12 protein-coding genes and 1 other annotated feature are annotated in these 13103 nt (G+C 55.6%); of the genes, 4 read left to right on the top strand and 8 right to left on the bottom strand.

The window, feature by feature from the left end:
• Positions 1-19 precede the first annotated feature (19 nt).
• On the bottom strand, positions 20-700 hold the full coding sequence (locus MUU51_RS20925; RefSeq protein WP_159753489.1) for an isochorismatase family protein: 681 nt from the start codon (positions 698-700) through the stop codon (positions 20-22).
• 55 nt (positions 701-755) lie between these two features.
• Complete coding sequence (locus MUU51_RS20930; protein ID WP_159773180.1) at positions 756-1625, bottom strand: pirin family protein; 870 nt, start codon at positions 1623-1625, stop codon at positions 756-758.
• A 101-nt stretch (positions 1626-1726) separates the two neighbouring features.
• Between MUU51_RS20930 and MUU51_RS20935 the strand changes: the two genes are divergently transcribed.
• Positions 1727-2638 carry a LysR family transcriptional regulator gene (locus tag MUU51_RS20935; RefSeq protein ID WP_258968528.1) on the top strand — a complete coding sequence of 304 codons (912 nt, stop codon included), beginning with the start codon at positions 1727-1729 and terminating at the stop codon, positions 2636-2638.
• A gap of 43 nt (positions 2639-2681) precedes the next feature.
• Here MUU51_RS20935 and MUU51_RS20940 read toward each other — a convergent pair whose 3' ends face one another.
• From MUU51_RS20940 to MUU51_RS20955, 4 genes are all read right to left on the bottom strand, one after another.
• Positions 2682-3014 (bottom strand): YbaB/EbfC family nucleoid-associated protein, encoded by a 333-nt coding sequence (locus MUU51_RS20940; protein ID WP_110511710.1) that lies wholly within the window; start codon positions 3012-3014, stop codon positions 2682-2684.
• 55 nt (positions 3015-3069) lie between these two features.
• Positions 3070-5004 carry a DNA polymerase III subunit gamma/tau gene (gene dnaX, locus MUU51_RS20945; protein WP_159772793.1) on the bottom strand — a complete coding sequence of 645 codons (1935 nt, stop codon included), beginning with the start codon at positions 5002-5004 and terminating at the stop codon, positions 3070-3072.
• Positions 3676-3740, bottom strand: a sequence feature (DnaX frameshifting element). Its footprint overlaps the gene before it by 65 nt.
• A gap of 212 nt (positions 5005-5216) precedes the next feature.
• The gene (gene apt, locus MUU51_RS20950; protein WP_159772790.1) at positions 5217-5768 is read right to left on the bottom strand and encodes an adenine phosphoribosyltransferase; all 552 of its coding nucleotides are present in this window, start codon (positions 5766-5768) and stop codon (positions 5217-5219) included.
• A 155-nt stretch (positions 5769-5923) separates the two neighbouring features.
• Entirely contained in the window at positions 5924-6298 is a 375-nt protein-coding gene (locus MUU51_RS20955; RefSeq protein ID WP_159772787.1) for a DUF454 family protein, read from the bottom strand.
• 45 nt (positions 6299-6343) lie between these two features.
• On the opposite strand from MUU51_RS20955, the gene priC reads away from it, so the two are divergent.
• Complete coding sequence (priC, locus tag MUU51_RS20960) at positions 6344-6871, top strand: primosomal replication protein N'' (protein WP_159772783.1); 528 nt, start codon at positions 6344-6346, stop codon at positions 6869-6871.
• A gap of 11 nt (positions 6872-6882) precedes the next feature.
• Entirely contained in the window at positions 6883-7044 is a 162-nt protein-coding gene (rsmS, locus tag MUU51_RS20965) for a pleiotropic regulatory protein RsmS (RefSeq protein ID WP_159772780.1), read from the top strand.
• 579 nt (positions 7045-7623) lie between these two features.
• On the opposite strand, the gene mscK is transcribed toward rsmS, so the two are convergent.
• Both mscK and acrR read right to left on the bottom strand, forming a co-directional pair.
• A complete protein-coding gene (gene mscK / locus MUU51_RS20970; RefSeq protein WP_258968529.1) occupies positions 7624-10977 on the bottom strand; it encodes a mechanosensitive channel MscK in 3354 nt (1117 codons plus the stop codon).
• A gap of 128 nt (positions 10978-11105) precedes the next feature.
• The gene (gene acrR, locus MUU51_RS20975) at positions 11106-11750 is read right to left on the bottom strand and encodes a multidrug efflux transporter transcriptional repressor AcrR (protein ID WP_159772774.1); all 645 of its coding nucleotides are present in this window, start codon (positions 11748-11750) and stop codon (positions 11106-11108) included.
• Between the two features lie 141 nt (positions 11751-11891).
• Between acrR and acrA the strand changes: the two genes are divergently transcribed.
• Entirely contained in the window at positions 11892-13085 is a 1194-nt protein-coding gene (acrA, locus tag MUU51_RS20980; RefSeq protein WP_258968530.1) for a multidrug efflux RND transporter periplasmic adaptor subunit AcrA, read from the top strand.
• Positions 13086-13103 lie beyond the last annotated feature (18 nt).

Below are 13103 nucleotides of genomic sequence, written 5' to 3' on the forward strand. Positions count from 1 at the left end.
CTCGCGCAGAGACGATGACTCAGGCGCGCTGCGAATCCAGTGTTTCCTGATTCGTCACCACGTCCTGTGCCTTCTGATAGCTTTCCATCAGCAGAGGATATTCGGTGAACACACCCGACCACAGGTTGGCCCATTCCATTGCATCATCACGGTTCCAGGTGTGCTGAATTTCCGCGGTCACCGCCGCCATATCCAGCGGAACCACACCGGCCTGCACCACTCGCGCGAGGCTGATTTCCTGGGCCATTTTGGAATACGTCCCGGACGCATCAATCACCGCGAAAACTTTAAAGCCGTCTGCCACTGCGCTGATCGCCGGGAAAGCCATGCATACGCTGGTGACGGTCCCGGCGATAATCAGGGTGCTGCGACCGGTCGCTTTCACCGCCGCCACAAACTCCGGGTTATCCCAGGCGTTAATTTCACCTTTACGCGGCACGTACTGCGCGTGCGGCGCATACTTATGGATCTCTGGGATCAGCGGTCCGTTCGGGCCTTGCGGCACGGACGCAGTGGTGATGACCGGGATTTTCGCCAGCGTCGCCATTTTGGCGAGCACCGTGGCGTGGGTGCGCAGCGTGGTCATCGGCATATCGTGGACTAACTGGAACAGGCCGCTCTGGTGGTCGATCAGCAGCAGCACCGCGTCGTTCGGGTCGATCATTGGCTTTTGGCCGTTAAAATTTGCAGGGGTCATGATTGTGTTCTCCATCTGATTGAAAATGAACGGCTACCGGGCTGGTAGCCGTTAACGTTTACTCGGCCTGCTGGCCGAATCGTCCTTGGTTGAAGTCGTCGATAGCCTGGTTGATTTCTTCCCGGGTATTCATCACGAACGGGCCATAGCCCACTACCGGCTCATTCAGCGGTTCGCCGCTAAGCAGCAGCACCGTAGCGTCGTTGTTGGATTCAAGCGTCACGCTTTCGCCTTTCGCATCCAGTACGACCAGTTGCGCTTCCCGCGCAATTTCCTGACCATTCACCTGCACCGTACCTTTCAGCACTACCAGCGCAGTGTTCCAGCCATCAGGCAGCGTCAGCGTGGTCGTGCTATGGGCATTGAGGCGCAAATCAAGAATGCGCATCGGCGAGAAGGTTTTCGCCGGGCCTTTATGGCCGTCCAGTTCACCGGCAATCACCCGCGCCAGACCGGCATTATCCGGCAACGCCACCTGCGGAATATCGCCGTCGGTTATCGACTGATACGCCGCTGGCGTGGATTTATCCTTCGCCGGGAGGTTCACCCACAGCTGGACCATTTCCAGCGTACCGCCCTTCTCACTGAAGGCCGGAGAGTGAAACTCTTCATGCAAAATGCCGCTTCCGGCAGTCATCCACTGCACGTCGCCTGGGCCAATCACCCCACCGCTGCCGGTTGAGTCGCGGTGCGCCACTTCGCCTTTGTAGACAATAGTGACCGTTTCAAAACCGCGGTGCGGATGTACATCTACGCCACGCTGGCCTTTGTTGCTCGGTTTAAAATCTGCCGGGCCCGCGTAATCCATCAACAGGAACGGGCTAAGCTGTTTGGCAAATTTTGCGTAGGAGAACAGGGAACGCACCGGGAACCCATCGCCCACCCAGTGGGACTGCGGGGCTGAGTACACGCCTAAAATTGATTTCATCATTAGCTCCAAAGCGGTTGTTGCGATGTGATCAAGCTTACTCACAAGACAGTGACTGCGGTAGACTGAAAAAACGAACTCAGCGTTCCATAAACAGGACAATGAAAATGCAGGACCTCAACGATCTGTGGTATTTCGTGCAAGTCGTGGATAACGGCGGATTTTCCACGGCCAGTCGAGTGATTGGCATTCCAAAATCACGCCTGAGTCGCCGGATTGCACTGCTCGAAGAGCGGCTGGAAACGCGGCTTATCCAGCGCTCGACGCGCAGTTTCACGGTGACCGAAGCCGGGCAGATTTTCTACCGCCATTGCAAAGCGATGATGATTGAGGCTGAAGCGGCGCAGGAGGCAATTGATTCGCTGCGCGCCGAGCCACGCGGCGTCATTCGTCTGGCCTGCCCGATTACGTTATTACACGTGCACATCGGCGAGATGCTCGCGCAGTTTATGGCGCGTTATCCCCACGTCACAGTGCAACTGGAAGAAACCAACCGTCAGGTGGATGTGCTGAACGAAAACGTTGATATCGCCATTCGCGTACGTCCGCTTCCACTGGAAGACAGCGATCTGGTGATGCGCAAGCTGGCCGACAGAAGTATGTGTCTGGTCGCGAGCCCGGCGCTGGTTGCTCAGTATGGTGCCCCGACATCACCCGCCGATCTTCATCCCTGGCCGAGCCTCGCCTTAAGCAAGCCGCAGCAGGTTTACCGCTGGTGTTTATACGGACCGGATAACCAGGACGTCACCCTGCACCACACGCCGCGGTATATCACCACCGATATGATTGCGCTACGCAGTGCGGCGCTGGCCGGAGTCGGCATTGTGCAGCTACCACGGTTGATGCTGAAAGAGCAGATCGCGGCAGGAACGCTGGTGCCTCTGTTGTCAGAGTGGCGAACGCGACGTGAAATTATTCACGCGGTCTTTCCTTCGCGACGAGGGCAGCTTCCGGCAGTGCGGGCGTTAATTGATTTTCTGGCTGAGAGTTACGCGGGGTTTGACGAGGAGTAGCTAAAAAAGAACACCCTCTCCGGGGAGAGGGTGTGGGATGACATTAGAACGGCATTTTAAAGCCTGGTGGCAGCTGCATTCCTGAGGAAACACCGGCCATTTTCTCTTTCTGGGTTTCTTCGATGCGGCGTGCTGCGTCGTTGAACGCGGCAGCGACCAAATCTTCCAGCATGTCTTTGTCATCTTCGAGCAGACTTGGGTCGATCTCAACGCGACGGCAGTTGTGCGCACCGTTGATGGTGACCTTTACCAGGCCCGCACCAGACTCACCGGTCACTTCCAGTTGAGCGATTTCTTCCTGCGCTTTCTGCATTTTTTCTTGCATCTGCTGGGCCTGTTTCATCAGGTTACCCAGACCGCCTTTTCCACCAAACATAGGCTTATCTCTCAGTCAGTCATGTTAAAGGTAAAACCGTAAGCCGGGCTTACAGTCAAATGGGTCGAATACTGTCTTCATCCAGATCCGCATCGAAGAAACGACGCAGGGTCTGAATGTTGTTATCGGCAACAATCGCCTCGCGTGCCTGCGCGAGCTTTTCTTCATAAATGGCCTGACGCCACTCAAGCGGCGTACGCACCGCGGGATTATCATCTTCAACGATGGTCAGTTCAACCGGCGCGCCGGTTAATTCGCTCATCGCTTCGGTCAGAACCTTGAGCGCCCCACCGTTATTCAGATGACGCTGGGACGGACGCAGGTGCAGGCAAACGCTGTTCCCGCTCTGCTCTTTCCACGCATTCAGCGCGACCTGTTCTACCAGTTTAGGCAATTTAAGCTGACTTACTTCAGCCGCCCAGCCGTCGCGCTCCACGGCTTCAACCGCAAGTTTCGCGGCAAGCTCTGGCGTTTTCTCATGCTCCAGCGCTTTCTTCAGCGCCTTCGGCGTGGCGACCTCTTCCTTCACCACTTCGGTGATGGTGGTCGCCTTCCAGCGGTATGCTTCTTTTTTCTGCGGGCGCTGTTCTTCCAACGCCGTTGAAGATGGGCGCGCCTGCACGCGTTCCGTGACCGAGGCCAGTCTCTCCAGCGCAGCATTGTTCACCGGCCGCGCGCGGGATGCGGCTGCCGGTTCACTCTTTTTTGCTTTGGGTGCTCCCTGAGCGCGTTGCAATTGGCTGCGGGCCGCCAGCACCTGGCTGGTAGAATCCGGTAGCGTTTCGCTTTGATACGCAGGCGCGGCTGTCGCTTGCTGAGGCGCAACCTGTGTCGGGTGCATCACCGCCGTCGGCGCGACGGGGGCAAAAGACTGCGGCTGGGCTTCCGGCTCCGGCAACGGCTGGCGCGGATGGAACGCCAGCGCGCGCAACAGGGTCATTTCGACACCCATACGGCGGTCAGGCGCATACGGCAGCTCTTTGCGGCCGATCAGCAGCGTCTGGTAATACAGTTGAATATCGGCGGGCGGCACGGTTCGCGCCAGCTCGCGCATCCGGTGCTCTACCGGCGCCATGTCGCTGCCCAGCGCCGAGGGCGACAGCTGCACCATCGCAATGCGGTGCAGCAGGCTTTGCATTTCGACCAACAGCGCCTCCCATTCGATACCGCGTGACGCGGCCTCGTGGATAAGCGCCATCACCTGCTCACCGTTGGCACCGACCAGCGCTTCAATCAGTGACAGCGCCTGATCGTCGTCGAGCGTGCCGAGCATGGTGCTTACGCTGGCGGCGGTCAGCTGCCCATCACCGCTGGCAATCGCCTGATCGGTGAGGCTCAGCGCGTCACGCAGGCTGCCATCGGCCGCGCGGGCCAACAGCTGCAAGGCGCGCATTTCGGAAACAATTTTCTCTTCGCCGAGAATATGTTCCAGCTGATGACGAATCTGATCGACGTCGAGCGCCTTCAGATGGAATTGCAGGCAGCGGGAAAGGATAGTCACCGGCAGCTTTTGCGGATCAGTGGTCGCCAGCAGGAATTTTACGTGCGATGGCGGCTCTTCCAGCGTTTTTAACAGCGCATTAAAGCTGTGACGCGAGAGCATGTGCACTTCATCGATCAGATAGACCTTGAAGCGACCGCGGGCCGGCGCGTACTGCACGTTGTCCAGCAGGTCACGGGTATCTTCGACTTTGGTACGCGAGGCGGCATCGATCTCAATCAGATCGACAAAACGGCCCTGCTCGATTTCACGGCAGTTATCACACACGCCGCACGGCGTGGCGGTGATGCCGCTTTCGCAGTTCAGCCCTTTCGCCAGCAGGCGGGCAATAGAGGTTTTCCCTACGCCGCGGGTGCCGGAAAACAGATACGCATGGTGGATACGACCGGACGCCAGGCCGTTCGCCAGTGCGGTCAGCACATGTTCCTGGCCGACGACGTCAGCGAAGGTTTGTGGTCGCCATTTTCGGGCTAAGACCTGATAACTCATTGGCAGGCTCTGCAACGCTGGAAGGTGGAATACAGGAGGGTAATGCTAACATAGACAGGCAAAATCAGCGAGGCTGTGTCTTGCCTTCACTTATCAGTCGTTATCGTTGCTGCCAGTTTGGTCACGGCCAGCGCGCAAAAACCGGAGCGTACACAGAGTACGTGAGGATTTTGAGCACTGCCGGGGCCAAAATGGCAAATAAGATAGACTGATCAATGGCCCGGGAAAGATACCAGGCTGTAGCAGTGGATACCCTGATTTTCCAGGCGCTGTTCGCCGCCCAGATCGAACAGATTGATGATGAACGCGGCGTCAGTGACTTCACCACCCAAACGACGGATCAGCTTCACAGTGGCTTCAATAGTCCCGCCGGTTGCCAGCAGATCGTCGACCACCAGCACTTTGTCACCCGGCTGGATGGCATCAATGTGGATTTCCAGCTGATCGGTGCCGTATTCCAGCTCGTAGCTTTCAGCGATAGTTTCACGTGGCAGTTTGCCCGGTTTACGTACCGGTACAAAGCCTACGCCCAACGCCAGCGCGACCGGAGCACCAAACAGGAAGCCACGCGCCTCGGTACCCACCACTTTGGTGACACCCATGTTTTTAAAACGCTCGGTCAGCAGTTCAATGCTAAGCGCATAGGCTTTCGGGTCTTCCAGCAAACTGGTGACATCGCGGAAAAGAATGCCAGGTTTAGGATAGTCCTGGATGCTTTTGATGCTGTTTTTCAGAAATTCAAGCTGCTGTGCAGTTGCGGTCATAGGTGTATGCCTGATTAAAACGGTATTACTCACAAGGCGCCTTTTCTGCGGTATCAAGTTACACTTGATTAACTTTTAACCCGCTGGGCCCGTGCTCGAAAACGCCAGAATGTACTGGCAGTCAAACAGAAATGCAATAACCATTACCAGCATTATTATTTTTGTTGTTTTGCATCAACCACAGGAATACGCCACAGGAAAATCAGCAGGCAGACGAGGATCCCCAGCAGTAAAAATCGCACCCACAAAATCTTCACCAACCACAGCGAAAATGCGAAGGTCACAAGCGTGACCACGATGGCGCGTGATTTCGCCCCTGGCGGCATCGCTTTATGCAGCTGCCAGTGGCGCAGATAGCCGCCAAACCACGAGCGATACAGCAGCCAGTCGTGAAAGCGCGGGGATGAACGCGCAAAGCACCAGGCCGCCAGCAGGATGAAAGGCGTAGTCGGCAGGAGCGGTAAAAACACGCCCAGGGTGCCAAGGACTACCGCCAGCCAGCCAATGATGTTTAGAATGGTCCGTTTCATAACGGCAAATGTAGCACAGGCCACCGTCCTTTCGAGGGAGAAAACATGAAAACTGACCTGTTACTGCAATCGCTGGATACGCAACTGTCGCGGCTCGAAACCGAGGTCGCCCCGATGGCGTTTCATGCCACTCTTGGCGCCCGCTTCGACCGGCAGCTTTTTCGTACGCGCAGTTCATTCTTACAGGCCTGCGTGGAAGAGGCGCGAGGCAATTTGAAAGCGTTGCACCTGGCAGTTGAAAAGCAGCAGTTTGCGCAGGTGCAGTGGCTGGCGGAACATTTGGTTTCTCAATTGGAAGCCATCGCCCGAGAAAGTGCCGCCTGGCAGCTGCGTGGGTGGGACAATGGTTCCCCGGCGTTGACGCGCTGGCAGCGTAAGCGGCTTCAGCATCAGGAGTTTGAGCGCCGCCTGCTGGAGATGACGCAGCAACGACGCCAGCAGTTAGCGCAGGCCACGACGCTTGCGGATCAGCAACGGCTTACCAGGGAAGTCGAGGCGTTTAGCGCCCGGCTGGCACGCTGTCGCGGCGCGCTGGAGAATATTGAAAACGTACTGGCGCGCATGACGCGCTAACAGGAGAACGCATGTCGCTGGAGAATGCCCCGGACGATGTCAAACTGGCGGTAGATTTGATTATGCTGCTCGAGGAACACGCGATTGCACCGGACGTTGTGCTGCGTGCGCTGGAGATCGTGAAACGGGATTTTGAGCGTAAGGCGCAGGGTGTCCGACATTCACAATGTTAGAACGGTGGTATTGTTCCGTTCACCAAATGTTCAGCAGGTTCCGCAACTCATGCAGAACGTGAACGGGATAAGGGGCGCTTTCGCGCGCCCCTTATCAATCCCCGCGACCCCGCAAAAGAAATCGGTGCTTCGCACTGCCCGGTCTTTCAGCCATCTGCCTGCGGCCGGCTCTACTCGACTTCCTGTCTCGTTTCGCCTCAGCCCGCCATCCCTGGCGGTCTGACCTTGTCATCTGGCCTACAGCCCGGCGATTTCTGGCGGGGACACAACCGGTGTCAGAGGGAACTGAGGGTGTTGACCTTGTGTCCGGCTGAAAATCGCCGGGACGTTTGCGGCTGGCCGGGGCCGCCCGCAGGGATGCGGGCGGAGGGCGCAACTTACAGGGATGTTACCTGCGCCCGACCCGAAAGCCAGACGCAATAAGTCACGGGCACCGCGAAGCGGCGATTTTGATCGCCGGGAGCCGGGATTGCAAAGGGAGCGGCGGCGAGCTCCCTTTGCACGTTCACCGTCAACGGTGTAACAGAAAAGCAGAGGAGCCCTGGTGAACGGAACAATTCCACCGATCCAGCCCCCCCATCACGCACCCGCAGGTGTCGGATCGTCCCCTTTCACTTCGCGCTTCACTTCCGTCACTTGATCACCCATTTTGTTGCTCAGATGAACTTCCAGTTGGTTAAACGCGATGTTAATTCCATTCTCACGACACAGACGGTCGATGGTGCGGTTCAGCTCGTCCACGGTGTAGCTGCGATCGCGTAATTCGCGCACGTACAGACGCAGCTCATGATCCAGCGTGCTCGGGCCGAAAGTAGTGAAGAACACCGACGGCTCCGGATCGTGCATGACTTTCGGATGTTCCATCGCCGCTTGCAGCAGCACTTCTTTGACTTTATCCAGATCAGAGCCGTAGGCCACGCCCAAACGGATCACCACGCGAGTGATGGTATCGCTCAGTGACCAGTTAATCAGACGCTCGGTCACGAAGGCTTTGTTCGGGATGATCACCTCTTTACGGTCAAAGTCGGTGATGGTGGTGGCGCGGATACGGATCTTGCTGACCGACCCCGAAAACGTCCCAATGGTCACTGTATCGCCGATGCGTACCGGGCGTTCGAACAGGATGATCAGGCCTGACACAAAGTTACCGAAAATTTCCTGTAAACCAAAGCCAAGACCGACCGACAGCGCGGCGGCGAGCCATTGCAGTTTGTCCCACGACACGCCGAGCGAGCCGAAGACCGTCATTGCGCCCGCGCCAATAATCACATAATTCAAAATCGTCGTGATGGCGTAAGAGGCCCCCTGGCGCATGTTCAGACGCGAGAGCACCAGCACTTCCAGCAGGCCCGGTAAGTTACGGATCAACGCCCAGGCAACCCCAAAGGAAATCAGCGCAAACAGCAAGCTACCGAGCGTGACGTTACGTAGCACTTCGGCCCCGGCTTCGGTCACGTTGTAATGCCACAACGTGATACTGTCGAGATAGGCGAATACGGTGATTAAGTCTGACCAAATCGCCCAGAACATCACGCCAAACAGTGCGGTCATCACCAGCACAGTAATACGCAACGTCTGCTGGTTAACGTCTTCCAGCGCGATGGTCGGTTCTTCCAGCGGCTCTGCCCCTTCCGCGCCCTCTTTCACAATATGCTGACGACGCGCCAGCGCACGGCGGTAGGCAATTCGGCGAGCGGCAACGCTCAGGCCACGCAGCACGGTCTGGTAAATCAGGTTCCACAGAATGACCAGATAAACGGTTTCAATCCAGCGTCCGGCCAAGCGCAGCGTAGTGTAGAAATACCCGGTGGCAGTCAGCACCATCAGCGCAACCGGCACAATCGCCAGCGTAGTAATGGTTATCAGGCGCAGGCTGTGGGACTCTTTGTCACGCCAGCTGTCACGGCACATCGGCCAGATAAGCACCGTGACCAGCATCAGGTTGAGGAAAATCGCAAACTGGCCGAGCACGTCATCCATCAGGTGCAGCGGCGAGAGCTCCGCTTCAACAGACCAAAAGTGCAGCGGCAGCAGCGCCAGGCTGATACGTACAATCTGGCGACGCCAGTGGCTGGTCAGCTGCGGCTGCATGTTGAAATGCATCACCGCCACGCCGTTTTTCTCAAGCACTTTCCAGCACATGCCAAAAATCAGCCAGAACAACGCCAGTTTTTTACTGAACGCCCACAGCAGGTCGCTGATGTTAAGCTGCATGGTCAGCAGGATCAGACCCATCGCCAGGATTAGCATCACCACCGGCAGGGTGCGGATCAGATCGATAAACAGCGCTTTCGGGGTATTGAGCTGGCTGTCGTTACGCAATTGCCCCACTTCCGAGGCCAGCTTTTGCTGGTAGTTGCGCAGCCATTTCATGCGCCAGCGGATAAGCCCGGCGATCAGTAACAGCGGCAATCCGGCAAGGAAAGCAACGAACACCGATGGCCAGGCTTTTTCCCAGTTGACGGTGACTTTCATTTTGCTGAACTGATCTTTCAGCGCCGACGGAAACGATTTAATCCAATCCCAGTCCATCGGTTTGTTGCTGTTCACCCAGAAAATTTGCTGGGTAAGAATAGAGCGCAGGCTTTTCGATACACTCATCAACTGCTGCTGGTTCACCTGTAGGTTGATAGCCATCATCAGCTGGTTGCCGAGCTGCTTGTTCATCTGGTCGAGTAATTCACGACGCATGTCGACCACCTGGGTCAGCGCATCGGTCACTTCGTCGGTGACGTCAGTGTTGTGGCCCTCTTCCAGCTTCGCCACGAAATCGTCGCTCTGGAACAGCGCATCACGCTGCTGATTCACTTCAAACTGCTCAAGACGCAGGTCCGCAATGCGGTTGGTCATGTCTTCCAGTTCATCCGCCGATGGCAGCGTCTGCTGTTCCTGATAGAGAATACGCGACAGTAGCAGGCTGCCTTTGAGCATCGAAATCTGTTCTTTGATGTTGCGCTCGGACTGCAGCGCGCGGTCGAGCCAGGTTTTGACCCGAATATTTTGCTGCACCAGCTGGTTGCCGGTCTCGGTCGCTTTAATCAAACGTTCGCTAAGCTGATGGTTAACATCCAGTTCCTGTTTGACCAACGGATTCGCCTGAATGCGTTCGGCATCGTCAGGTGAGACCGCTTCTTCCGCCGTTTTTTCGGTCAGGGTCAGACGCTTGCTGTTGACCGCCTCCTGTAGCAGCAGGAGTTGATGCTGAAGACGGTTGCTGTTGGCAGTGACATAATCGCGCTGTTTCTGCAATGTGTCCTGCAGCACGGTGTTGCCGGAGAGGCTTTTACGCTGTTGATCGAGTTCGGCGTTGAGCAACGCCTGCTGCACTAACAGCATGGTTTGTTGACTCGGACGCAGCGCGTCTTCACCCACGGTGGTGCCGTTCAGGCGATTACGAATTTGTTGGAGCTGCTGGGACGCGTTGTACATGGCGTTCTGCACACGTTCGGGCTGCGTTTGCAGAGACACCAGTTGACTGTTGTAGGTGGCGAGATCGTTCTGCGCGTTTTGCAGTTGATCGAGTAATTCAGTGACCCGCGCTTCCAGTTGACGCATCGAAAGCTGATTCAGATTTTTGCGGGTTTCGTCATCGTTGTCGACGTCGGATAGCGCGTTGAGGCTGTCGGTAGCCTGGCGCATTTTGGCCGGGGCCTGGTCTATCTGCTGTTTAAGCTGTGCGGTTTCATCTTTGACGCGGTCAATTTTATCGAGCAATTGCAGGGTGTCCGACAGGTCCTGCTCAACGAGCTTATCCTGCGGAGTGAGTTCTTTTTTCTTACTCAGCGTCGTGAGTTGCTTTTGCACATCAGCCCGATCAGGCAGATCGTTATTGCTTTGCGCGCGCGCCTGCGAAATGCCAAAGGTACCGAAGAAAAAGGTCAGAGCGATGATGAGCGCGGAAAATGATTTTCGCCAGAAATTGTTGTGCAGCATAGTGTCAGCATGAATGAGTTCAGGGCCGGAGACGCCGGGAGCAATAGCCGGCGAAGAATAGCATTTCTCCCGTTCGCCGAATAGCAGTCAGCCTTAGGAAAATTCCGGGTATATTCCCTTTTGCGCATTCATTGCGACGGGCCAGCCCGCAGCGTCGGGCAAAGCTGGTACATTTCCAGCAAAATAGCGATGTAGTCTCGGGCTTCTTTTTTCAGGTCAAAGGTGTCGGGGGAAAATAACCAATTTTCGACAATCCCGGAAATATAGCTGCGCATCAAAATGGCAGCACGTCGGGTGAGTAAATCAGCCGGAAGTTGTCCGGCTAGCGTACATTCCCGTAAGGCCTGTTCTACCCGGTCATAACTTTCAAGGCAAAGGTCGCGCTGAACCTGCTGCACAGTGGCCATTTCGCCAACAAATTCACATTTATGGAAGATTATCTCCATCAATAAGCGCCGACGCTCTACGACCACCGTCGCTTCCAGGATATAGACCAGGATTTCCCTAAGAACTGAAAGTGGATCGCCGGGGAATTTTGCCTGATACTCAGACTCAAGACTGCCGATACTGAATTCATAAAGCTGCCAGATTTCGTTAAATAAATCTGATTTGTTCTTGAAATGCCAGTAAATTGCTCCGCGGGTAACACCAGCCGCTTTTGCAATCTCGGCCAGCGAGGTGGATGATACCCCCCGTTGGGAAAACAACCGCAGGGCCACATCGAGTATGTGATGCCGTGTTTCCAGGGCTTGTTGTTTGGTTTTTCGTGCCATAGGTTGGTGAATTTACAGAGGTTAGATTTACATACATTTGTGAATGTATGTACCATAGCACGACCATAATATAAAGCAGCAATGGGTTTGTGGACATTTGATCCATTGATCAATTTGAAATCGGACACTCGAGGTTTACATATGAACAAAAACAGAGGGTTAACGCCTCTGGCGGTCGTTCTGATGCTTTCAGGCAGCTTAGCGCTTACAGGATGTGACGATAAACAGGCTCAACAAGGAGCGGCGCATACGCCAGAAGTTGGTGTTGTAACGCTCAAAACCGAACCTCTCCAAATCACGACTGAATTACCTGGCCGCACCAGTGCTTTCCGTATCGCAGAAGTTCGTCCTCAGGTGAGTGGCATTATCCTGAAGCGCAACTTTACGGAAGGCGGTGAAATCAAGGCTGGCGAGTCTCTGTATCAGATTGATCCGGCAACCTATCAGGCTGCGTACGACAGTGCAAAAGGCGATCTGGCGAAAGCAGATGCTGCAGCGAAAATCGCTCAGCTGACGGTTAACCGTTATCAGAAACTGGTCGGTACGCAGTACATCAGTAAGCAGGATTACGACACAGCCCTGGCGGATGCACAGCAGGCTAACGCTGCCGTTGTCGCTGCAAAAGCTGCGGTTGAAAGCGCGCGTATCAATCTGGCTTACACCAAAGTGACTTCTCCAATCAGTGGCCGCATTGGCAAATCTTCCGTTACCGAAGGTGCGCTGGTACAGAACGGTCAGGCTGATGCCCTGGCAACCGTGCAGCAGCTTGATCCTATCTATGTGGATGTTACGCAATCCAGTAACGATTTCCTGCGTCTGAAGCAGGAACTGGCGAGCGGCGCGCTGAAGCAAGTTGACGGCAAAGCGAAAGTCGACCTCGTTACTCAGGACGGTATCAAATATTCGCAGAATGGTACCCTGGAATTCTCTGATGTGACCGTAGACCAGACCACCGGTTCTATTACCCTTCGCGCTGTCTTCCCGAATCCTGACCATACCCTGTTACCGGGCATGTTCGTGCGGGCAAAACTGGAAGAAGGGACCAACCCGACGGCGCTGCTGGTACCTCAGCAGGGCGTAACGCGTACCCCACGTGGTGATGCCAGCGTCATGCTGGTCGGTGAAGGCGACAAAGTTGAACTTCGCCAGATTACCGCAACCCAGGCTATCGGCGACAAATGGCTGGTTACAGACGGTCTGAAAACAGGCGATCGCGTCATCATTACCGGTTTACAAAAAGTGAAACCGGGCGCTCAGGTAAAAGCGCAGGAAGTCACTTCTGACGCACAGCAGCAAACTGCAGGTAATGCAGCGTCAGAACAGCCTAAGTCTTAACTTAAACAGGAGACGTTA

Origin of the sequence: Scandinavium manionii (assembly GCF_024764775.1) — a bacterium.
GTDB classification, from domain to species: Bacteria; Pseudomonadota; Gammaproteobacteria; order Enterobacterales; family Enterobacteriaceae; genus Scandinavium; species Scandinavium manionii.

What these genes read in the sequence shown, in the direction of transcription:
- MUU51_RS20930 (WP_159773180.1), bottom strand. Translation starts at nt 1,625, where the DNA reads ATGAAATCAATTTTAGGCGTGTACTCAGCCCCGCAGTCCCACTGGGTG.
- MUU51_RS20935 (WP_258968528.1), top strand. Translation starts at nt 1,727, where the DNA reads ATGAAAATGCAGGACCTCAACGATCTGTGGTATTTCGTGCAAGTCGTG.
- MUU51_RS20940 (WP_110511710.1), bottom strand. Translation starts at nt 3,014, where the DNA reads ATGTTTGGTGGAAAAGGCGGTCTGGGTAACCTGATGAAACAGGCCCAG.
- dnaX (WP_159772793.1), bottom strand. Translation starts at nt 5,004, where the DNA reads ATGAGTTATCAGGTCTTAGCCCGAAAATGGCGACCACAAACCTTCGCT.
- apt (WP_159772790.1), bottom strand. Translation starts at nt 5,768, where the DNA reads ATGACCGCAACTGCACAGCAGCTTGAATTTCTGAAAAACAGCATCAAA.
- MUU51_RS20955 (WP_159772787.1), bottom strand. Translation starts at nt 6,298, where the DNA reads ATGAAACGGACCATTCTAAACATCATTGGCTGGCTGGCGGTAGTCCTT.
- priC (WP_159772783.1), top strand. Translation starts at nt 6,344, where the DNA reads ATGAAAACTGACCTGTTACTGCAATCGCTGGATACGCAACTGTCGCGG.
- rsmS (WP_159772780.1), top strand. Translation starts at nt 6,883, where the DNA reads ATGTCGCTGGAGAATGCCCCGGACGATGTCAAACTGGCGGTAGATTTG.
- mscK (WP_258968529.1), bottom strand. Translation starts at nt 10,977, where the DNA reads ATGCTGCACAACAATTTCTGGCGAAAATCATTTTCCGCGCTCATCATC.
- acrR (WP_159772774.1), bottom strand. Translation starts at nt 11,750, where the DNA reads ATGGCACGAAAAACCAAACAACAAGCCCTGGAAACACGGCATCACATA.
- acrA (WP_258968530.1), top strand. Translation starts at nt 11,892, where the DNA reads ATGAACAAAAACAGAGGGTTAACGCCTCTGGCGGTCGTTCTGATGCTT.